The 19601-nt window shown below is 65.0% G+C and carries 19 protein-coding genes; 3 read left to right on the top strand and 16 right to left on the bottom strand.

Going from position 1 to position 19601, the window contains the following annotated elements:
* Nucleotides 1–75 precede the first annotated feature (75 nt).
* Nucleotides 76–3390, top strand: coding sequence for a S41 family peptidase (locus tag VGQ44_06390; GenBank protein ID HEV8446426.1), 3315 nt, complete (start codon nucleotides 76–78; stop codon nucleotides 3388–3390).
* 6 nt (nucleotides 3391–3396) lie between these two features.
* On the opposite strand, the gene VGQ44_06385 is transcribed toward VGQ44_06390, so the two are convergent.
* Nucleotides 3397–6819 carry an ATP-binding protein gene (locus VGQ44_06385; GenBank protein ID HEV8446425.1) on the bottom strand — a complete coding sequence of 1141 codons (3423 nt, stop codon included), beginning with the start codon at nucleotides 6817–6819 and terminating at the stop codon, nucleotides 3397–3399.
* Nucleotides 6820–6957: 138 nt separating this feature from the next.
* Nucleotides 6958–7431 (bottom strand): thioesterase family protein, encoded by a 474-nt coding sequence (locus VGQ44_06380; GenBank protein ID HEV8446424.1) that lies wholly within the window; start codon nucleotides 7429–7431, stop codon nucleotides 6958–6960.
* 169 nt (nucleotides 7432–7600) lie between these two features.
* On the opposite strand from VGQ44_06380, the gene VGQ44_06375 reads away from it, so the two are divergent.
* Nucleotides 7601–8290, top strand: coding sequence for a hypothetical protein (locus tag VGQ44_06375; protein HEV8446423.1), 690 nt, complete (start codon nucleotides 7601–7603; stop codon nucleotides 8288–8290).
* A gap of 21 nt (nucleotides 8291–8311) precedes the next feature.
* On the opposite strand, the gene VGQ44_06370 is transcribed toward VGQ44_06375, so the two are convergent.
* From VGQ44_06370 to VGQ44_06320, 11 genes are all read right to left on the bottom strand, one after another.
* Complete coding sequence (locus VGQ44_06370; GenBank protein HEV8446422.1) at nucleotides 8312–8860, bottom strand: DUF4199 domain-containing protein; 549 nt, start codon at nucleotides 8858–8860, stop codon at nucleotides 8312–8314.
* 118 nt (nucleotides 8861–8978) lie between these two features.
* A complete protein-coding gene (locus tag VGQ44_06365) occupies nucleotides 8979–9431 on the bottom strand; it encodes a response regulator transcription factor (protein HEV8446421.1) in 453 nt (150 codons plus the stop codon).
* 9 nt (nucleotides 9432–9440) lie between these two features.
* Nucleotides 9441–10895, bottom strand: coding sequence for a methionine--tRNA ligase (locus VGQ44_06360; GenBank protein HEV8446420.1), 1455 nt, complete (start codon nucleotides 10893–10895; stop codon nucleotides 9441–9443).
* A gap of 178 nt (nucleotides 10896–11073) precedes the next feature.
* Complete coding sequence (locus VGQ44_06355; protein ID HEV8446419.1) at nucleotides 11074–11502, bottom strand: VOC family protein; 429 nt, start codon at nucleotides 11500–11502, stop codon at nucleotides 11074–11076.
* A gap of 88 nt (nucleotides 11503–11590) precedes the next feature.
* Nucleotides 11591–11779, bottom strand: a complete 189-nt coding sequence (locus VGQ44_06350) for a hypothetical protein (GenBank protein ID HEV8446418.1) — start codon at nucleotides 11777–11779, stop codon at nucleotides 11591–11593.
* Between the two features lie 98 nt (nucleotides 11780–11877).
* A complete protein-coding gene (locus VGQ44_06345) occupies nucleotides 11878–12510 on the bottom strand; it encodes a hypothetical protein (protein ID HEV8446417.1) in 633 nt (210 codons plus the stop codon).
* A 100-nt stretch (nucleotides 12511–12610) separates the two neighbouring features.
* Nucleotides 12611–13009, bottom strand: coding sequence for a DUF3224 domain-containing protein (locus VGQ44_06340; protein HEV8446416.1), 399 nt, complete (start codon nucleotides 13007–13009; stop codon nucleotides 12611–12613).
* 139 nt (nucleotides 13010–13148) lie between these two features.
* A complete protein-coding gene (locus VGQ44_06335; protein HEV8446415.1) occupies nucleotides 13149–13583 on the bottom strand; it encodes a hypothetical protein in 435 nt (144 codons plus the stop codon).
* A 3-nt stretch (nucleotides 13584–13586) separates the two neighbouring features.
* On the bottom strand, nucleotides 13587–14030 hold the full coding sequence (locus VGQ44_06330) for a hypothetical protein (protein HEV8446414.1): 444 nt from the start codon (nucleotides 14028–14030) through the stop codon (nucleotides 13587–13589).
* Between the two features lie 230 nt (nucleotides 14031–14260).
* Nucleotides 14261–15247, bottom strand: a complete 987-nt coding sequence (locus tag VGQ44_06325; GenBank protein ID HEV8446413.1) for a hypothetical protein — start codon at nucleotides 15245–15247, stop codon at nucleotides 14261–14263.
* Nucleotides 15244–15726, bottom strand: coding sequence for a PH domain-containing protein (locus VGQ44_06320; protein ID HEV8446412.1), 483 nt, complete (start codon nucleotides 15724–15726; stop codon nucleotides 15244–15246). Before VGQ44_06320 ends, VGQ44_06325 begins: the two co-directional genes overlap by 4 nt.
* A gap of 269 nt (nucleotides 15727–15995) precedes the next feature.
* Between VGQ44_06320 and VGQ44_06315 the strand changes: the two genes are divergently transcribed.
* Nucleotides 15996–17516, top strand: a complete 1521-nt coding sequence (locus VGQ44_06315) for a hypothetical protein (GenBank protein ID HEV8446411.1) — start codon at nucleotides 15996–15998, stop codon at nucleotides 17514–17516.
* A 187-nt stretch (nucleotides 17517–17703) separates the two neighbouring features.
* Here VGQ44_06315 and VGQ44_06310 read toward each other — a convergent pair whose 3' ends face one another.
* From VGQ44_06310 to VGQ44_06300, 3 genes are all read right to left on the bottom strand, one after another.
* The gene (locus VGQ44_06310) at nucleotides 17704–17976 is read right to left on the bottom strand and encodes a hypothetical protein (protein HEV8446410.1); all 273 of its coding nucleotides are present in this window, start codon (nucleotides 17974–17976) and stop codon (nucleotides 17704–17706) included.
* A 317-nt stretch (nucleotides 17977–18293) separates the two neighbouring features.
* On the bottom strand, nucleotides 18294–18785 hold the full coding sequence (locus tag VGQ44_06305) for a hypothetical protein (GenBank protein ID HEV8446409.1): 492 nt from the start codon (nucleotides 18783–18785) through the stop codon (nucleotides 18294–18296).
* A 348-nt stretch (nucleotides 18786–19133) separates the two neighbouring features.
* Complete coding sequence (locus tag VGQ44_06300) at nucleotides 19134–19565, bottom strand: YdeI/OmpD-associated family protein (GenBank protein HEV8446408.1); 432 nt, start codon at nucleotides 19563–19565, stop codon at nucleotides 19134–19136.
* Between the last annotated feature and the right edge of the window lie 36 nt (nucleotides 19566–19601).

Raw genomic sequence — 19601 nt, 5'->3', positions numbered from 1 at the left:
GAGACCGGTGACCGACACGACTTTCTAACACGCCCACCGCTTGCGGGCGCGCACGACCAACTCCCTCTTCCTCACATGACATTCCCCACCTCGATCCGGCTGGCTTCGGCCGTCGTCCTCGCGGCGCTCTCCGCGGCGCCGGCACAAACGAAGCTCCTTCGCTTCCCCGACATCCACGGCGACCAAGTTGCGTTCACGCACGGCGGCGACATCTGGCTCGCCAACGTCAACGGCGGTCAGGCGACGCGACTCACGACGCATCCCGGCGTCGAGGTGTTCGCGAAATTCTCGCCCGACGGGAAATCGGTCGCGTTTACCGGCCAGTACGACGGCGACGAGCAGGTGTACGTCGTGCCGACGACCGGCGGCGTGCCGAAGCAGCTGACCTGGTATCCGACCGGCGCGCCACGCGCCGAGCGGTGGGGCTACGACAATCAGGTCTATGGTTGGACGAAGGATGGATCGCGCATCCTCTTCCGGAGCCAGCGCGCCTCGTGGACGCTGGGCCAGACGCGACTCTACACGGTGAGCCCCAAAGGCGGATCGGCCGTTCCACTCCCGATGCCGCTCGCCGGATCGGGCGCGTATTCGCCCGACGGGCATCGCATCGTCTACTCGAAGGTGTTCCGCGACTTCCGCCCGGAGAAGCGCTATGCCGGCGGGCAGGCGAATTACCTCGCCATCTTCGATTTTGCGAGCAACTCGGCCAAGACGATCAGCAAAGGGCCGCGGGCCGAGCGCGACGCGATCTGGATCGGCAACAAGATCTACTACAACTCGGACAAAGACGGGACGTTCAATCTCTACTCGTACGACGTCCCAACGGGCGCCGTCACGCAAATCACGCACAGCAAGACGTGGGACGTGCGTTGGCCGAGCGGTGATCCGGAGACCGGCAAGATCGTCTACGAAATGGCCGGCGAGCTGTCGATTTACGACACGAAGACCGGCAAAGACTGGCCGATCCACATCACGGTGACCGACGACGGGGTCAACACGCGGCCGTCGCGCGTTTCCGCATCCGGGCAAGTCGAGGCGTTCGGACTCAGCCCCAAGGGTGAGCGTGCGCTGTTCGCGGCGCGCGGCGACATCTTCACTGTGCCGATCGAGCATGGCTTCACGCGCAACCTCACGCACTCGAGCAGCGCGCACGACCGGTCGCCGACTTGGTCACCCGACGGCTCGAAGGTCGCCTACATCTCGGACCAGAGCGGTGAAGAGGAAATCTGGGTGGCGGCCGAGGATGGATCGAGCAAGCCTGTCCAACTCACCACCGGGGGCAAGGCGCAGCGGTTCGGGCCGAGCTGGTCGCCAGACAATTCTCGTATCGCGTTCAGCGACAAAGACGGCAAACTCTTTGTCGTTCGTGTCGCCGACAAGACCGTGACCGAGGTCGCGCACGATCGCGGCAGCCGAATCGGCGACTATGTCTGGGCCCCGATCGGCAACACCCTCGCCTGGAGCATGACCGACTCCGACGAGGTGAGCTCCTCCGTGTACGTATGGCAGGCGTCCGAGGGGAAGGCGCACCGCGTCACGCCGTCGACGTTCAACGAATTCAATCCGTCGTGGGATCCCGACGGCAACTATCTCTACTACCTCAGCAACCGGTTCTACGAGCCGCAGTTGTCTCAGGACGAGTTCAACTACGCCACCGTTCGTCAGACGGGAATTTTTGCGCTCGCGCTGCGAAAGAGCGTCAAGAATCCGTTCCCGATGGAAAACGACGAGGTGACGGTCGACACGTCCGCCGCTCGCCCGGCGGCCAACCCGCCACCGGCCGGTCCCGCTCCCACGCAGGCGGGCGCCCCGAAAGTGATGGATCCGCAAGAGATCCGAATCGATTTCGACGGCATCGAGGCGCGCGTCGCGCGCGTGCCGATCGAGGCGGACAACATCTCACGTCTCGTCGCGACGAAGACCGCGCTGCTGTACGTCGTCAACGGCGCGCCTTTCTACTCGCGGCCGAGCGAGCGACGGCCGGTGCTCACGAGCTACTCGCTCAAGGATCGGCGGGCGAGCGTCATTCTCGACAACGCCGGCAACTTCGCGATGTCGCGCGATCAGAAGAAGTTGATCGCCGCGTCGGGCGGCTTCGCCGTCTACGACGTGGCCGCCAACGCGCAGACGACGCGCAAGCCGGTGTCGCTCGACGGACTCCAGGTGGACCGCGTGCCGCGCGAGGAGTGGGAGCAGATCTTCGACGAAGTGTGGCGCCGCTATCGCGACTACTTCTACGCCAAGAACATGCACGGCTACGACTGGCAAGCGCTCCACGACCAGTACAAGCCGCTCGTCGCCTACGTCGATCATCGCGCGGACCTCAACTACGTGATCCAGGAGATGATCTCGGAGTTGAGCGTGCAGCACACGTACATCGCCGGCGGCGATTTCCAGATTCCCGCCCGCACGCCGGTCGCGCTCCCGGGCGCCGAGTTCACCGTCGATTCGGCGAGCGGCAAGTACAAGATCTCGAAGATCTATCAGGGCGAGAACGAAGAGGCGACCTATCGTTCACCACTCACCGAGATCGGCGTCGAAGCGAAGGTCGGAGAGTACGTGCTGGCGATCGACGGCGACGAGCTGCGCGGCGACGACGATCCGTACCGAATGCTCCGCGGCAAAGCTGACCGGCCGGTGACGCTCACGTTGGCGGCGTCGGCCAACGGCACGGGGAGCCACCGCACGACCTTCCGTCCGCTCGCCAGCGAGACGGACCTCGACTACCTCGACATGGTGCTCGCCAACCAGAAGCGCGTCTCGCAGTTGAGCGGCGGCAAGGTAGGCTACATCCACATCCCGGACATGGGCGCTCCTGGTTTGCGCGAGTTCATCAAATGGTACTACCCGCAGATCCGGAAGGAAGGACTGGTCGTGGACGTGCGCGCCAACGGCGGCGGCAACGTTTCGAGAATGCTCATCGAGCGTCTCCGGCGCGAGCTGCTCGGCATGAACTACTCTCGTACGAGCGAGATTCCCGCGACGTATCCCGACCAGGTCTTCGTCGGCCCGATGGCGGCGATCCTCGACGAGTATTCGTCGAGCGACGGCGACATCTTCCCGTATATGTTCCGCCAGGCCAAGCTCGGACCGCTCGTCGGCAAGCGGTCGTGGGGCGGCGTCGTCGGCATCAACGGCGGCGTGCCGCTCATCGACGGCGGTCAGATCAACGTCCCGACGTCGGCCCTGGCGAGCGCCGACGGCCAATGGGTGATCGAGGGCCACGGCGTCGATCCGGACATCGAGATCGAAAACGACGCGGCCTCGGTGTTGGCCGGAAAGGACAACCAGCTCGAGCGCGCCGTCCAGGAAGTCATGAAGCAGATGGCGACGGTGAAGCACACCCTGCCGCCGCGCCCCGCCGACAAAGTGAGACTGCGAACGCCCTGATCGCGTCTATGCCGCGGGCATGCTGAGCGTGAACGACGAACCCTGGCCGACGCGGCTGCGGACGCGCAGATCTCCGCCCATGCCGCGCGCCAGGTCGCGGCTGATCGCTAGGCCGAGTCCCGTGCCTTCGGTCGGGCGCGTGAGCCCGCGCTCGACCTGCACGAACGGCTCGAAGATCGCCTCCTGTTTGTCGCTCGGAATTCCGGGCCCAGTGTCCGACACGCGCAGGAAGAAGGTCTCAGCCGGCGCCTCGCCTTCGGCACGTGTCGGGGCGTCGACGACGATGCGGCCGCCCGCCGGCGTGAACTTCGCCGCATTCGACAGCAGGTTCAGGAGGATTTGCTGAACTTTGTCGGGATCGCCCCTCACGGCTGCTGCGTTTCGGACGCGATTCTCGAACGACAGGTTCTTTGCCATCAGCTGAGGCGCCATCATGGTGCCGACGTCGATCACGGCCGACGCGAGGGGTACCGGCTTGATGTCGTAGTCCACGCGCCGAGCCTCGATCTTCGCGAAGTTCAGCACGTCGGTGATGAGTGCGAGCAGATGCCGCTCGCTCATTTCGACTCGCCGCAGGACCTGCCGCTGTTCGTCGCTCAGCGGCCCGTGAACGCCCATCGTCAGCAGCTGCACGTACCCGGCGATGGCGTTCAACGGAGTACGAAGCTCGTGGCTCATCGCCGCCAGAAACTCGCTCTTCGCGCTGTTGGCACTCTCGGCCGCCGCGCGCGCGGCCTCGGCGTCACGCCGCGCGTGCACCTGCCCGGTGATGTCGAGGAAGTAGCAGACCACGCCGTACCGGCCGTCGCCCAGCGGAATCCGGCTGATTCGCCACTGATAGAACGCGGTCTCTCCGCTTTCCGATTGTTCGAGCCGCTCCTCCGGTGAGCCGAACGACTCTCCGGTTTCGAGCGTGTGCCGAAAGCGTCGGACCACTTCGTCGGCGCGGTCGTGCGCTCGCAACCGATGCATGACGTCGCCGAAATCCCGGCCGATCAAGTCCGGAATCCCTCCGAAGCTCTCTTGCGCCGTCGGATTCAGCGCGGCAAGACGAAACTCGTCGTCGACGAGATAGACGCCGATCGGCGCGTTGTTGAACAGCGTCTCGACCTGCGCGGTGCGCTGTCTGATGTCGCGTCGCGCCTGCCCGGCGTGAATCGTTCCCTTCACGCGCGCCGCGAGCTCCCGCGCCGAGAACGGTTTGACGAGATAGTCGTCGGCGCCGGCGGCCAATCCTTCGACTCGCGCTTCCTCACCGGCGCGCGCCGACAACAGAATGAATGGAACGTCGGAAGTCCGCTGGTCTGCGCGCAGCTCGTGCAGCAGCGCGAATCCATCGAGGCCGGGCATCATGACGTCGGCCAACACTAGATCGGGCGGCTTACGAAGAGCGGCGTCGCGCGCGGTGCGTCCGTCGGCCACCGCGTCGACCGTCCAACCCCGGGCTCGGAGCAGACGCGTGACGTAGTCGCGCATGTCCGCGTTGTCGTCGACGATGAGAACTCTTCCGTTTGTCTCGGCACGAGCGTCGTCCGGCGCGTCGCCGATCGCCGAATGGCCGTCCGTCTCAGTGGGCGGTTCGCGCTCGGGCAGCCACCGCAGCGCCTCTTCGACGAATGGCGTCGCGCCGATCGAGGCCGGTGGGCGGGGACGTTCCGCGCCCAACTTGTCCTGCGGCAAGTGTGAGGTGCCGAGCGGTATGCGCACCGTGAAGGCCGTTCCCCTGCCTTCGTCGCTGGCCGCGGTGATCGTCCCGCCATGCAGGTGGACCAACTCCTGAACCAGCGCCAATCCGATCCCGCTCCCCTCGTGCGTTCGCGATCGTGTGTTCGGCACGCGGTTGAATCGCGTGAAGACGTTCGCGATCTCGTTCGACGGAATACCGACCCCGGTGTCGCGCACCACGAGCTCGACGTGCGTCTCGTCGGCGTGCAGCGACACGGCGATTTCGCCGTCGAAAGTATGCTTGAACGCGTTCGAGATGAGGTTCAAGACGATCTTTTCCCACATCTCGCGATCCACGTACACGGGTTGTCCGACCGGCGGCGTGTCGATGAGGAGCGTGAGCCCCGCCGCGTCGACCGCCGACTGAAAGTTCGACGCGAGCTCCCTCGTCGATGCCGCGAGGTCGACGCCGTCGTACACGGCGTCGACGCGCCCTGCCTCGATCCGCGAGAAGTCGAGTAGCGTGTTCACGAGTCGTTGCAGGCGCAGCGCGTTGCGTTGGATCACCTCGATGCGGCGGCGGTCGCCCGCCGGCAGCTTCGGATCGGACAGCACTTCTTCCGCGGGACCGAGCAGCAGCGCGAGCGGTGTGCGAAACTCGTGGCTCACGTTCGAGAAGAAGGCGGTCTTGGCGCGGTCCAACTCGGCGAGCGCTTCCGCTCGCCGCTTCTCGTCCTCGTAGGCGCGCGCGTTTACGACGGCCGTCGAGACCTGCCTCGCGACGAGCTCGAAGAACGTCGCGTATTGCTCGTCGAATCCATGGCGCGGGCTCACGCCGGCGACGAGCACGCCGACCGGCCGGTGCGCGATGTTCGACGCGATCGGCGCCACGATGCCGGTGTGCGGCGGGTCGGACCATGGGCCCGGAGGTATGTCCCGGAAGCGAGCGCCGAGGTGCTCGACGATGTGCAGAGCCTCCGCCTCGAGTGCCTCGCGAATCGGCCAACCCATGGGGTCCGACGCCGCGTCGCCGAGGTCGATCGTCTCCGGACTGATCGCGCCGCCTGCCGCCGTTCCCATCGCGCCGGCAAGGCGGACGCGCTTGCCGTCTGGATCGAGCAGATAGATCAGTGCGAACGGAATGTCTCGCGAGTGCTTCGACAGCACGTCCGCCGCCGCCGCACACGCCTGTTCGACCGTGCGTGCTTCCATGATCGACTGCGTGCCGAGGTCTCGCAACGCGAGCACGCGTCGCTCGGCGATGACTTGTTCGGTCGTTTCGGTAACGGTGGCGATGACGCCGCCGATGCCTCGGTCGGCCGTCGGATCCGGAACCGGACTGTACGCGATCGTGAAGTGCGTCTCTTCGGCGAATCCGTGCCGCTTCACCTCGAGGAGAATGTCATCCATCCAAGTCGCCGGCCCACCCTGGAACGGCGTGTCGATGAGGGGACCGATGACGTCATAGATCTCCCACCAGCATTCGCGAACGGGCTGGCCCATCGACCGCGGATGTTTCGCGCCGAGAATCGGCCGATAGGCGTCGTTGTAAAGGCTGATGTAGTCCGGGCCCCACCAAAGGAGGATCGGAAAGCGATTGGCGAGGAGGAAGCGGACCATCGTCTTGAGAGTCGGCGACCATGCGTCGACTGGACCGAGGGGCGTGCTGGCCCAATCGATGGTGCGCATCAACGCGCCCATTTCTCCACCGTGCGCGAGAACCTCGGCGACGCCGGGATTGGGCGGCTCTGAGGGCGCTCTCACCCGTCTCGATTCCACATTGGCGAGCTCGTCCGCCGTCTGAGGTGCCACGCCTCTGTTTTCCCCTTCCGCACGCGTCGGGCCTGCATTCCCCTCGGTCGAGCCAAATAATTCTGCGGGCGGACTCGGCAAGTCGCGGGCCTATCCGGTCTTCGCAGTCGGCAAAGGGAGCTCGATGAATCCGGGGGCGCGCGGCAGGTGCTGTAGGGCCGCCAAAAGGATGGGCGGAGGCGTGACGAGCTTTCGCGTACGGAGGTCGAGCCACCCGCCGGTCGAGCGGACCGTCGCCGCCCGCTCACCCGCGGCCGACCAGATCTCGTTCTCGATCACGAAGCGGGCACCGTCTGGGCTCGACGCGAGCGCCGCATAGGTAACCGTCACGGTGTCGTGGAGGTTGACCTCCCGGAAATACTCCAGCTCTTCCTTGCGGATCACGGGCCCGATGGCGAGCCGTCGCAGCTCGGTCGGCGGAAAGCCGTGGTCGGCGAGAAACGCCAACCGCACGTCGGCGGCGAGGTCGAGGTAGGCGGTGTTCGCCATGTGACCGTTGAAGTCCATGGCGCGCCATCCGACGAGAAAATCCTTGGCGTAACGATCCTTGAATTCGGGAGGCATGGAGAAGAGACGGTATTGGCGGGTCGCGGCGGACGCGGCGCACGACGAACCCGCGAGGGCCGTCGGAAGAGACAATGTGCGTCGCACCTTGGACCAACGTCCACTCCGGTCGCCGCTGCCGCCCAGACTCGCCTGCTCGCGCCTCGTAGAGGAGCCGAGCGCGGCCCGCATGCCATTCGTCGTTGCCAGCATTGCACTCGCCTTCGCGCTGTTCCTCGGGATGCTTTGTTTTCTCGAGATCGGGCGCCGCCTGGGCCGGCGTCGCCTGGCGTTGGGCCCGGAAGCGCGCGCCGGTGTCGGCGTGGTGGAAGGCGCCGTGTACGGTCTGCTCGCGTTGCTCATCGGATTCATGTTTTCCGGCGCTGCCGACCGATTCCAACACAGACGACAACTCGTCGCTCAGCAGCAGAACGCCGCGAGCACCGCGTGGCTTCGCGTGAGTCTTCTCCCCGCCGATCAGCAGCCGGCGGTTCGCCGCGGTTTTCGGCGTTACATGGACGCATTGATGGCGTTCTACGGTTCCTCGAACAGCAGCGTGTTGCTCGGCTCGAGTCCGGAATTGCAACGCGCCGAGAGCGAGCTCTTCTCCACCGCGGTGGCGGCGTGCACGACTTCCACGGGTGAGAGCGCGCGCGTGCTGCTGCTTCCCGCGATGAACGAAATGTTCGGCGACGTAGACATGGAGCGCATGGCTTTCCAGATGCATCCGCCGATCATCAATTTCGCAATGCTCGGCATTGCCGCCACGGTCGCGAGCGCGACCTACGTCATCATCGAGCTCGAGCATCCACGCGCCGGGTTGTTTCGCGTCGACCCGATGGACGAAGTGCTTCGGCAGTTTCGAGCGTCGATAGAGTGACGTCGGCCGCGTCTCACGCCGTCATCCGGTCGCGAGCACTCCCGATGCGCCGTCCGCGGCCGAGCGGCGCCGTCGCAGCGCACCGGCCGACACGAGCGCGATCACCAATCCTACAGGCAGCGGCTCGATGAACGTCATCGCCGCGTTAAAGGCGGGATTCTTGTACAACTCGGCCATTCGCTGCATCTCAGCCGCGCGCTGATCGATCACCGCTTGGCTGGCCCCGCTGGCTTTGACCTTGTTGATCTCGTGCGCCTGATACTTGGTCATGAAGTCCGGCATGAAGTTGAAGTAGACGACTTCCCAGGTGGCCGTGTAGCAAACGCTCGAGATCACCGCGATGAGCGACCCGACGGCCAACGCACGTCCGAACCCGATCGAGCCGTCGCCGACGTTGTCGCGGTAAGAGCGAATTCCGAAGTAGATCAACAGGAATGCGAGCACCATGGTCGTGTAACCGACCGTGAGGCTGTGCTCACCGATCCGGTCCTCGAGGGGGAGCGTGACGAGCATCAGGGCGGAGATGATCGCCCCGGAGATCAGCCCGAACTTCCAGACGGTTTTCTTCACAGGATCAGCGCTCCTTGCGCGGGAAAAGGGTGGAACCGCGCGGCACCATATGTCCAAGCCCGATTCTGCGCGTCACCCGAACGGGTGATTTTGCAGCGGGTCCGCGAAAATCATCCTTTCAGGCGATCAATCCGGCCTCTTTCGCCAGTTGGACGGCCTGCGTTCGGCGTTTCGCCTGCAGCTTTTCGAATAGTCGGCTTGAATGCGTCTTCACCGTGTTCTCGCTGACGAACAGCCGCTCGGCGATCTCGCGGTTGCTCAGCCCAGCGGCGATCAGGCCAAGAATCTCGTGCTCGCGGGGGGTAATCCCGAGCGCCTCGAGCCGCGTTCTATCGACGACGAAGGCAGCCTGCGCCGGCGCAGCCGCGGCCGGTTGGGCCGGCGCGATCGCGTGTCGGGCGCGCGTGAGCTTGAGGCCGAGCCAGATGCCAAGCGCCGAGAAGACCAATGCCACCAGCCCGCCATAGATCTCGAGCGAGTGCTCGACGACGAGGAAGCGATACTCGATGAGCTTGAGCAGCGCGATGAGCCCACCGCCGAGCAGTCCGAAAAGGAGGGTCGTTTTCCGCACGCGACAACGTTATCCCGAATGCCCTCCGGTTGTCACGCGGCGCCGGGGAAACAAGGGCTCCGATCGCCTGATCGACCGCGCCGCCAACTGATCCTGAACCCGTTGCGCAGTGCACGGAAGAAATGGCGACAGCCAGTAAGCGACCGTCGACAGACGCGCGACCACGGGCTCGAGCCCAACTCGTGCTTCGGCGAGTCGTCCGGCCTTTATGTCATCCCACGGTCGCGCCGCGCCCAACTCGCGATTCAGGTCCGTGATCTCGCCCCACAACAGGGCCAGCGCGAGGTCGAAGCGGAACGACTCGACGTGTTCGTGAAATCTGTGCGGCGGCTCACGCGCCGGCGACGCGAATCCCGGAACGTTTGCGCTTTCGCAGAGCGCCGTGAGCCGGGACGTGAGGTTGCCCAGACCGTTGGACAGGTCCGCGTTGTAGGCCGCCGTCAGTCTTTCGACAGAGAAATCCGAGTCCTCGAATGGACGTGCGTGTCGCAGCAGAAAGTAGCGAATCGGGTCGGCACCGAAGTCGTCGACGTACAGCACGGGATCGACGGCGTCTCCGGCCGACTTGCTGATCTTGCGTCCCTCGTTCGTCAGAAAACCGTGAACGATGATTCGATCAGGAAGCTCGAGTCCCGCGGACAACAACAGCGCCGGCCAATACACCGCGTGGAACTTCCAGACGTTCTTGCCGATCACGTGGCACTTGGCCGCCGTGTCCCAGCAACGAATCGCGCCGTCATCGGGAAAGCCGAGGCCGGACAGGTAGTTGATCAGCGCCTCGATCCACACGTACACGACCTGCGACGAATCGCCGGGGTAGGGAATACCCCAACCTTGTGACCGCGTTGCGTCCCGGGAGATCGAGATGTCGGAGAGACCTCGCGCGATGAACCCGAGTACCTCGGCTTCGCGCGCCGCCGGCAAGATGTGAATTCGCCGCGACGAAATCAGGTCGCGCAACCGCGACTGATACGCGCTCAGGCGAAAGAAGTGATTTCGCTCGGCGATTTCGACGAGTGGCGTGCCGTGCTCAGGACAACAACCGTCGATGCCATCGCTTTCGAGATAGAAGTCCTCGCACCCGGGACAATACAGGCCACGATATTCGTCGACGAAGAGGTCATCGGACCGAATGCGCGCGAAGAAATCTTCGACCGCGCGCCGGTGGGCCGGGTCCGTCGTGCGCTGAAAGCGGTCCACCGAAACGTCGAGGACCCGGGTGAGTCGCTGAAAACGGGAAGAGTTCTCGTCGACCAACTGTCGCACGTCGATTCCACGCTGCTGCGCCGAGAGGACGTTCTTGAATGCGTTCTCGTCGGTGCCCGTTTGCAGCCGCACGTCGCGCCCGAGCAGACGGTTGTATCGCGCGAGCGCGTCCGCCTGCACCAGCTCGAGCGCGAAGCCGATGTGGGGCGGGGCGTTCACGTAGGGTATCGTCGTCGTCACATAGATCGGTTTGGTCATGGATCGCCTCTGAAAAACGAAAAAGGCCCCAAGTCGGAGACCTGGGGCCGGTTGCGGAACCTGAAAGGCTTACGCGCGCACTACACCGCTCGCCTCGGAACCGACGTGGCCCGGGCGCGACGCATGCTCGGCACGCGCAGCGAGGAGTGGAGTGTGATGCTCATAGTTGAAAGATAGTCTAGCGATCGCCTTCGCGCTGTGACGAGATCACGAGCCTGAAGCCGTCGGGGTCGCGAAGCCGAAATACTCTTTGCCCCCAAACATCGCTCGGCTCCGTATCCAAAGTGGCTCCAGCCGCCTTTGCGCGGTCGGCGATCGCGTCCACGTTGCCCTGCGTCGTGAACTGAAGGGAGAATCCTTCGCCTTTGGTTCGGTTTTCGCCCTTCGCGCCGTTGTCTTGGGTCAGCAAGACTCGAGCGGCGCCGGCGCGCATCGACGCCGCAAAGAGGTTGCCCTCGCGCTCGAACTCTCGATCGAGGGTGAAGCCGAGGACTTCGCGATACCAATCGCGACTGCGGGAAACGCTCGCCACCGTCAGCGATGCCCCGAGGTCCGTCGCCGTGAGAGACGTCTGATCGGTGACCCGTTCCGAAGATTGGCGGCTCATCTCAGCAACATACGTCGACCTGACCGGCACGAGCCAACCGCCGGGGCGCGGTCGTTCATGGGAGGGGCCGCGCTGACCTGAGACGGGCTCACCCGTCGCGCGCCGACGACGAGCAGCCAAGGACGGCGGCCAACTCGCCTTGGATGAGAATCATCCCGATGCGATCCACGCTGGCCACGTACGACGGAAACCCGATGTAAGCCGCGCTCATCCCGGTATAGCCGACGCTGGCGATCAACAGCAGCACGCCGATGGTCCTGCTTTGGATCGAGCTCATGGTGGCCTCTGGGTTGACCTATGGGTAACCCATACGGGGCGAGGCCCGCGCTCGTTTCAGCGATCTGGGCGCGCTCATCTCGATGTCGAAGCCCGAATTCAATCGGCCGTAACTTGTCGATGCCACCGGCCCGCGGCGAAGTAGAAGGCTTCGGCGGCTTTGCCCTCGAATGCCTGTTCGATCGCGTCGTGGTCGACGGGCTGCGGAATCGTGTGTCCGTCGATGTCGTGCCTCCACGCGCGAATCATTCGCAGGGGCCGAACCTGAAGAAGACGCGAATAACCCCAGCGAACTCCGCCAACTCCCTGCATCCACCCGAGGTCCGCCGCTCTCTGCAACGAGTCGATGGCGGTACCGCCTCCCGCTCGATACACCAGGATCTGTGAAGTGTCTCGCGCGGAGCAGAGCACGGCCCACTCGTTCGCGCGCGCGGTAGTGAACGAACCGTGAATCACATTGGCCGAAGTGGTTTCGTCCCAAGGCTGCGGCACGCGGCAGCCGCGCGTCTCGAGATCGCGGCGAATTTCGATCGGCAGCTTTGGGAAGGCCGACGGGGCGAGCCGGCGAATCGAATCGGGAGAGAGGCTCGATTGGCCAGGCGCGGACGAAACGACCCAGAGCGACAACGCCAGCACGAGCGTCACCCACCGCGCGAGGACGACGGTGCTGAGTCCACCGAGCACGAGCATGATCGCGACGACGACCGCCGCAAAGCGCCAGATCCGGTCCATTCGTTTTGAAAGGTGTGTATCCGGTGGATAGAGAGAGGCAAAAACAGAGACTCTCGTCGCCATCGACGGGCAACTGCGATCGCCCTCTAGGTCCGCCGCGTCATTCCAGCTCGTAGCTGAGCGTGAACGGATGTTCCATGCCGTGTCCGACGGAGGTATACCCTTCGCCCGCGAGTCCGCGCAGTTCGCCCGTTCCCGAGCCCGACACGACGGTGTAGGTCTCCTTCGCCTGGCCGCCCTCGAACGCGCCGTTGCGCTGTAACACGAAGGATCCGCTCTTGCCGTCGATTCGCGCGTTCACTCGCTCGAGGCCCACGAACGTCGCCGTGCCGTCGCTCCGGTACATCATGAGATACTCGACGTGGCCCTCGCCTTCGATGTCGCCGGTGAGCGTCTTGCTCACGCTGGCGCGAGTCAGCTTCGGCAACTCCGGACCTTCGCTGTACGGCTTCTCGTCCCAGTTCTTGATGGCGAAGCGGGCGTTCGCAGTGCGTTTCATGTGCGTCGTCCTTGGCTTGGCTCGGGTCTTCCTTTACGCTACTCGCCCCCGGCCTCTCGCGCACTCCAGCGACGGCGGTTCGTGCTCATGGCGAGGCCACTACGCGTTCTCAGTCCCTGCCCCCAGCGACCGTTCCGCGCTATGAGTCCGCCAAAAAGGTCAGGACGTCCGAGAAGGGAACCGCCCACTCCGAAACCGGCTCGCCGTCGTCGCTGCGAGTTCGGCGTTCGCCGACTGCAGCGTAGAAGTGAGCGGCGACGTGCGGTTCGGTCACGGCCTCGCCGGGAACCAAATGTTCGTGGAATACCACCTTGTCGTCCACGCGCCACATGGGCCACATCCAGTGAAAGGCGGCCGTGGGCCCTCCGTAGGACGTGACCAGCGCACTCGAGCGCTCTCCCGCGGCTAGCCGCGCGATTCCCTCGCGCCATTGCGCCTCGTAGTCCGCGAGCGTCCACGCGGCGAGATCGGCGTAGAAGCTATCCGAATCTGGTCCGAGCTCGATGCCGCCGACGGCGTGGCGCCATCCCTCCCCGTCAACTCGAGGGCCGGACTTGAACCCGATGTAGAACACCGCTTAGCGGGCGCGCGACTGGACGTTCCACCGCCTGAGCGCCGCGGTGATCACGATTCGAAGCCCGCCCGTCGAGATCAGGGTGCCCAACAGCGGAGCGAGCGCTCCGCCGCGGAAAAACTGATACCGGTCGCCGAGCGTCGCGACATCCAGCGTCACGATCCACGCACCGGTCAACAGGCCGAGCGTCGCCCGATCGTCGACAGGCAGCCAAAACCTTGTGAGCGCGAGCAGGCCGCCGAGTGGCAGAATCGACGCGATGAGCACGATCGGCGTTAGAGCCAAGCTCGCGAGGAGCGCAGCCGCGGCTACCGGGTTGTGCGGGACGAGCGTCCGGGGGAGGGTCGCCGCGTTGAGGAAGGTGTCGAAGTAAGCGACGAGGGAAATGATCCAGGCCGTGAACAGGACGACGAGCGCCGTCCTGGTGGCGATTCGTCTTACGGGCACGCGTCGCGCCCGAATGCTTTGCGAATCGCTGAGGCTCGTCGCCATCGAACCGCGCTTCGTTGAGTGGACGGTCGAGATCGCCATCGCCGGAGGACCTTCAGCGCCCGCCATTACGTCGACTCGCGCTGACGTTGTAGCGTCAACGGCGCCGCGAAGTTCCAGCCGGTGGTTGGTGTCGCGAGCAGGTCGCGTACCGCGACGTTCGGCGAGCCCCAGCGGCGATTCGCATATCACGTTCGACGCGACTGCCAGTCGAGCACGCGCAACGCGCGCATCGTGATCCAGCGACTGGGCGCGCCGACGGCGCCGGCGAGCTCTTCGTAGAGCGTGCCTTGGTGCCGAACGTCGAGCGCCCACCGCCCATTGTCCTGCACGCGCTCGACGATCGCGACCGCGCCGTTGATGCGCTCATCCGGCCGAACACCAGCCGCGCGGAGGTAGTCGAGCGCGCGAAGGATGTCGTAGTGCCAGAGCGGCGGAAATGAAAACCGTGTCCACGACGGTTCGATGATTTCGCCGGTCGACAAACGCCGGAGCAGCCGACGCTCGAGGAGATACTCGTGCGCTCGCGCTCGAGCAGCGGCCACCGACGGCGCGACGCCGAACGCCGACTCGAACGCCGACAGGCCTTCGAGCACGCAGATTGTCGTATGAAACGACGAGCGTACCGATCCGCGCTCCGCCTCGCAGTTCCAGCCGCCGTCGTCGAGCTGCTCGCTCAACAACCGGTCGACGAGTCCGTCGCTGCGCACGCCGAAGTAGGCGCCGAGCGCCACGACGCGGCCGTTGATACACGGTTCGACCTCGCCCTCGAACAAGGGCGAGTTGCCGAACTCCGGTCCCCACGTGACCCGTTCTCGAACCCGATCGATCGCGCGGCGCGCCGGCGGGCTGTCGGGGTCGATCCCCAGGTCGCGGAGCCAAACCAGCGTGTACATGTTCGTCCACCAGAACGGCGTGGCGATTCCATCACCCCACTGGCCGTCCTCCCGTTGCTGCTGCAACAGCATCGCGCCCCAGCCCTCGGAGGCAACGCGCGATCGCTCGGCCGTGACGATATCCGCCGGCGCCCGGGAGAGATCGCGTAGCACCTGACAGCGAATCGACGGATCGGAGTCGAGCAGCCAATCGATGACCGCGCCGCTCGTGTTTCGAGCAGGCGTTTCGGTCGGTTGGTTCGCCTCCCCCCGTTCGGCGATTCCACGAGTCGGATTCATGGTCGAGACGACCAAGGCCGCTGCTGGGAGCGTCGCAGTCTGGCGATCAACGCCGCCGGATCCGCGACGCTCAACAGAATCACGTACCGGTCCCGCGTGGGCACGTAGGCGACGCGCGACGGGTCCGTCACATAGAGAAGCGCGCGCTGTCCGTTTCGCAAAGAGAACCAGCCGGATCGATAGCCCGGCAGAGCCGTTCCGACGGAACGACGAACGGGTTGGAGATCGCGATCGCGAGTCAGGTCGACGGGGCGCGCTTGATCGAGTTGCAGCGACGCCGCCGGCACCATGCGACCGTACAAGTCGCCGCGAAGACGGAGACCGGACGCGGAGACCTCGAACCGCGCGTTCCGCGCGCCAATGAGCGAAAGTGTCAGCGCGCCGCCGGCGCCGAGGATCGCGACGAGAGGCAACAGGAGCAGCAGGAATACCCACACGCCGCGAATTTGACCGGGAATGATCGCGAAAGTTTCCGTCATTGGACCGTGAGATCAGGAGATCACGACGCTGCGAGCGCATCACTGAGAGCGCATCAATTGAATCGCGTCGCTCGAACGACGCCACCTCCGCAGTCGCGGTTGACATCGACGGCGGGCCGCTCGATACTGCGGATAGCGCGCTGACAGGGCGCCACCCACCCGCGGCAAGGGAATAATTCCCACCTGATTCGGCCTGAGTCGTGTGCGCAGTGCACCTTCTTTCAGCCTGGCTTCAGCGGGGTACAGGCGATTCATGAAAGGAGGTCACAATGAAGTCGCTCCCCGCTCGGCCCTCGCTCGAGTCCCTCCGAAAACAGGCGAAGCAACTCGCGCGCGCCGTCGCCGCCGGTGATGCCGCCGCCATCGCGCGTGTGCGAGCGCACCTGCCTCGCGCCGAGCCGCCGCTGACGCAACGGAACGCCCAACTCGTGATCGCGCGCGAGTACGGCTACGCGGGCTGGCAAGACCTCGCGGCCGAAGTGAGCAACCGCACGGGCAATGGTCTCGAGTGGGCCGCGACGGAAGCCAAGCGCGCCATTCACAACAACGACGTCGAACGCGTCAAACAGTTGCTGGCCGAGTCTCCGGCGCTGTTGTCTTGGCAAGGCGACGCCGACCACGACGGCCTGCTCGGATTCGCGACCGGCGCGTACGGCGACGCATTCGGCGAGGAGAGGGAGCGGTGGTTCACGCGGGCGGCGAGCGCCGAGCTGCTCATCGACGCGGGTGCGGTCGTGACGCCCAAGGTTGTCGATGGGCTGATCGTTTCTCGTGCGAAAGGCCTGCTGGAGCTGTTTCGGCGCAAAGGGCTGCTCCCGCCCACGCTCAAATTCGGCGCAGCCCTCGGCGACGTCGACGCTGTTCGCGCCGCGCTCGATGAGAATGCAACCGATCCGACCATCGTCAACGACGCATTCATCACCGCCTGCCGGCTACACCATGAGGCGGCCGCGGTTCTCTTGCTGGATCGCGCCATCGCGCTCGACGCGGAACTGGGCGAACACGTCGATCAAGGTCCGGGCCGCGCGGCGTTCATCAAGCAGTTGATCGAAAAAACGCCGCTGGATCGCGACCCAGTCCCGATCGGCCCTTGGAGGAAGTTTGTCATGGGCCGGGTCCGCAACGCCCTTCACGACGGCGAGATGGCGGAATTCGTCGGCGGGCTGCGGCAGAACGCGTGGCTGCTCGGTGACGACTACGTGGATTTTCAGCGCGGCCTGATCGAGAACGCGGCGGTTATCGGCCGCGAGCCGTTTGTCATCGCTCTATTCGATCTGAATCCCGCGATTCTGCGGAGCCACCCGCCGCCGCGATCGCAGGCCATCGAGTTCGCGCTCACGTACGCCCACCCCGATCTCATTCCGCTGCTCACGCGGATCTGGCCGCTGCCCGACGATCTGCCGACCGCGGCCGGCACGGGCGGCCTCGCGCGTGTGGAGCGATGGTTCCGTGAGAATTCACGTACACCACAGGCCACGCTCGACGAGGCGCTCGCGTACTCGGTCCTCAACCACCACTTCGACGTCGCGGACGTTCTCCTCGCGCACGGCGCCGACATCAACACCAGATGGAACTCGCACGAGCCGGCGAGCATCCTGCACACGCTCGTCTTCGAGGACGACTACGTAGCGATGCAATTCCTCATCGATCGCGGCATCGACATGAGCATCAAGGACTACCGGTGGAACAGCAACGCCGTCGGCTGGGCGCGCTACGGCAAGTCTGATGAAAAAATGGCCACCTGGCTGGAGGAGGCCGAACGGCGTCGCAGCGGCGCTCGATCGCCGTGATCCGCGCGACGCCGTCGAGCCTCGTCAAGGCTTCAGTGGATTCGTGCACTGTGGCTTGAGAACGGCCATGCGCACGCGTGACGTCGAGTCGGGCCGCTGCGTCGGAGTCGTCACTGCCCAGCACGGCCGGGTTTACCGACTCTCGCTACGCAAGCTGCAATATGAGGGTGCTCGCGGACGCCGGTCTCTACGAACGGGCGGCGCAGCGAGCGACAGCCGGCAGGGTCTCCAGCGGGCCGTTCACGTCTCGCGAGAGGGCGCGCAACCCGACGGTGACGGTATCCGTCTGGTGTTGCGCCACGTCAACCAACACCGTCCGTCCTTCGTATCCGGTCCGCCTCAAAACGAGTTGATAGCGGCCGGGCCGAACGCGTGCGATGAACAGGACTGACTGCCGCGTCGAGTCGCTGCACGCGACCGTGTCCTGTTGCGGGAGCGGCCCGATCAGTCGCACGCGCACCGCGAGAAGCGGTTGCGCGGAGCCGGTCGAGTCGACAACGCGTAGTGCCAGACTAACCGTGGGGACCGGCGTGGGAGGTGGCGCCTGGTGCCTACACGCCGCGACCATGACGCCGAGAGCAGCGACGGCGCCATGCGCGGAGACTCGCATCGAAAGAACACGCACGCGATACCGCCTTTCCTCGAGACGCGCGTTCGGGGTGGCGGGAGCAGGGATTCTGCGCCCCTCAGTCCGGTTCGCCGGTTCGAAATCCTGGCGTGCTCGTATGCAAAAAACGCCCCTTTGACGGGTGATGGTGCCGCTCGGTCGTCCAGGCGTCAGCCGACCGCTTTCTTGAGCAGCGCGACGATTCGCGCTTCGTCCGCCGCGGTCAGTTGCGTGAGCGCGAACGCGACCGGCCACACGTGCCCGTCGTCGAGCTTTGCCTTGTCGCTGAAGCCGATTGTCGCGTACCGCGTCTTGAATTTCTTCGCGTCCTGGAAGTGGCAGACGACGCTGCCGTCTCTCGCGTAGGCGGGCATCCCATACCAGAGCCTTGGCGCCAGATCCGGCGCGTTCGCTTTGATGATGGCGTGGATCCGCTCGCCCAGCGCGCGATCGGCCGGCGCCATCGCGGCCAGCTTCTCGAGCACCGCGCGTTCGTCGTCTTCCTTTCCGCCGCTCGCTTTGAGCTCCTTGACGCGCTCCCGCATCGCTGCTCGCTCTTCGGCCGTAAACCCCTTCGACGTTCCCCCGCGCCCGCGATCGTTCGCCGTGCTGCTCCTGGCGGTCTTATGCGTCGCCTTCTTTGCGGTCCTCTTTTCAGCCATGTGCGTTGACCTCGGAGACGTATCGGTTGAATCAGGAGCGCGCGGCCAGCTGTTCGCCATAGATCGCGTGCGATGCGCGGTCCCTCACAGGATGGTACAGGCGACCGGGAATCATTTCCTCCACATTGTGCGCCGTGGCCCAGTGAACGCCCGACAACTCCTCGGCGCGGATGATCTTTCGCCCGTTGTGAAGAGCGAGCGTGTGAAAGAGGTACTCGATGAGAGATATCTCGGGAAGCCCTTGAACTCACCGACCATGCGCTTGAACTTGAGTTTTCTCACCAAGCGCGAGAAGGGCACGATGGGAGCGATCTCGCGGTGACGATGGCCAGGTCTCCGGTCGGCCGCTCATTTCAAACCGAGTTTCTTTCCCGCCGAGAGTAGCTCGATCGCCTCACGAATGCGCCGTTCCCGCGTCTCCGGGCGTTTGGCGACGTGAATCCAGACGACAAAATCGCGCCGATGTGTCGCGGCGAGCGCCTGAAAGCTTCGCCACGCCCTGGCGTTCGCCTTGAATGCCTTCGCGATGTAGACCGGCAGCACCGGCACCCGTGGACGCGGAGCGTAGCTGTTGCTCGTCGGAGCCGCCGCGAGTCCCGGTGCCGCGAGAAGACCAGCCTCTTTGAGCCGCTTCCAGCGGTCGCGGTTCAAGTCGGACCATCTGCTCGTCGGTTTGCGCGGCGTCACTTTGATCGCGTAATGGTCCTCGTCCAGGCGTTTGATCAGGCTGTCGACCCACCCGAAACAAAGCGCTTCGCACACGAGGTCGTCGTACGGCATCGATTCGACGCCCGTATGCTGCTTGTGTCGAACAAG

The sequence above is a fragment of the Gemmatimonadaceae bacterium genome (assembly GCA_036003045.1).
In the GTDB taxonomy this organism is placed as follows: domain Bacteria; phylum Gemmatimonadota; class Gemmatimonadetes; order Gemmatimonadales; family Gemmatimonadaceae; genus JAQBQB01.
This window is presented reverse-complemented; position numbering and strand designations above follow the sequence as displayed.

Excerpts from the sequence above, each read along its gene's own strand:
- VGQ44_06320 (HEV8446412.1), bottom strand. The coding sequence starts at position 15,726 with ATGACGGAAACTTTCGCGATCATTCCCGGTCAAATTCGCGGCGTGTGG.
- VGQ44_06315 (HEV8446411.1), top strand. The coding sequence starts at position 15,996 with ATGAAGTCGCTCCCCGCTCGGCCCTCGCTCGAGTCCCTCCGAAAACAG.
- VGQ44_06390 (HEV8446426.1), top strand. The coding sequence starts at position 76 with ATGACATTCCCCACCTCGATCCGGCTGGCTTCGGCCGTCGTCCTCGCG.
- VGQ44_06340 (HEV8446416.1), bottom strand. The coding sequence starts at position 13,009 with ATGAAACGCACTGCGAACGCCCGCTTCGCCATCAAGAACTGGGACGAG.
- VGQ44_06300 (HEV8446408.1), bottom strand. The coding sequence starts at position 19,565 with ATGCCGTACGACGACCTCGTGTGCGAAGCGCTTTGTTTCGGGTGGGTC.
- VGQ44_06325 (HEV8446413.1), bottom strand. The coding sequence starts at position 15,247 with ATGAATCCGACTCGTGGAATCGCCGAACGGGGGGAGGCGAACCAACCG.
- VGQ44_06350 (HEV8446418.1), bottom strand. The coding sequence starts at position 11,779 with ATGAGCTCGATCCAAAGCAGGACCATCGGCGTGCTGCTGTTGATCGCC.
- VGQ44_06355 (HEV8446419.1), bottom strand. The coding sequence starts at position 11,502 with ATGAGCCGCCAATCTTCGGAACGGGTCACCGATCAGACGTCTCTCACG.
- VGQ44_06345 (HEV8446417.1), bottom strand. The coding sequence starts at position 12,510 with ATGGACCGGATCTGGCGCTTTGCGGCGGTCGTCGTCGCGATCATGCTC.
- VGQ44_06360 (HEV8446420.1), bottom strand. The coding sequence starts at position 10,895 with ATGACCAAACCGATCTATGTGACGACGACGATACCCTACGTGAACGCC.
- VGQ44_06375 (HEV8446423.1), top strand. The coding sequence starts at position 7,601 with ATGCCATTCGTCGTTGCCAGCATTGCACTCGCCTTCGCGCTGTTCCTC.
- VGQ44_06305 (HEV8446409.1), bottom strand. The coding sequence starts at position 18,785 with ATGGCTGAAAAGAGGACCGCAAAGAAGGCGACGCATAAGACCGCCAGG.
- VGQ44_06380 (HEV8446424.1), bottom strand. The coding sequence starts at position 7,431 with ATGCCTCCCGAATTCAAGGATCGTTACGCCAAGGATTTTCTCGTCGGA.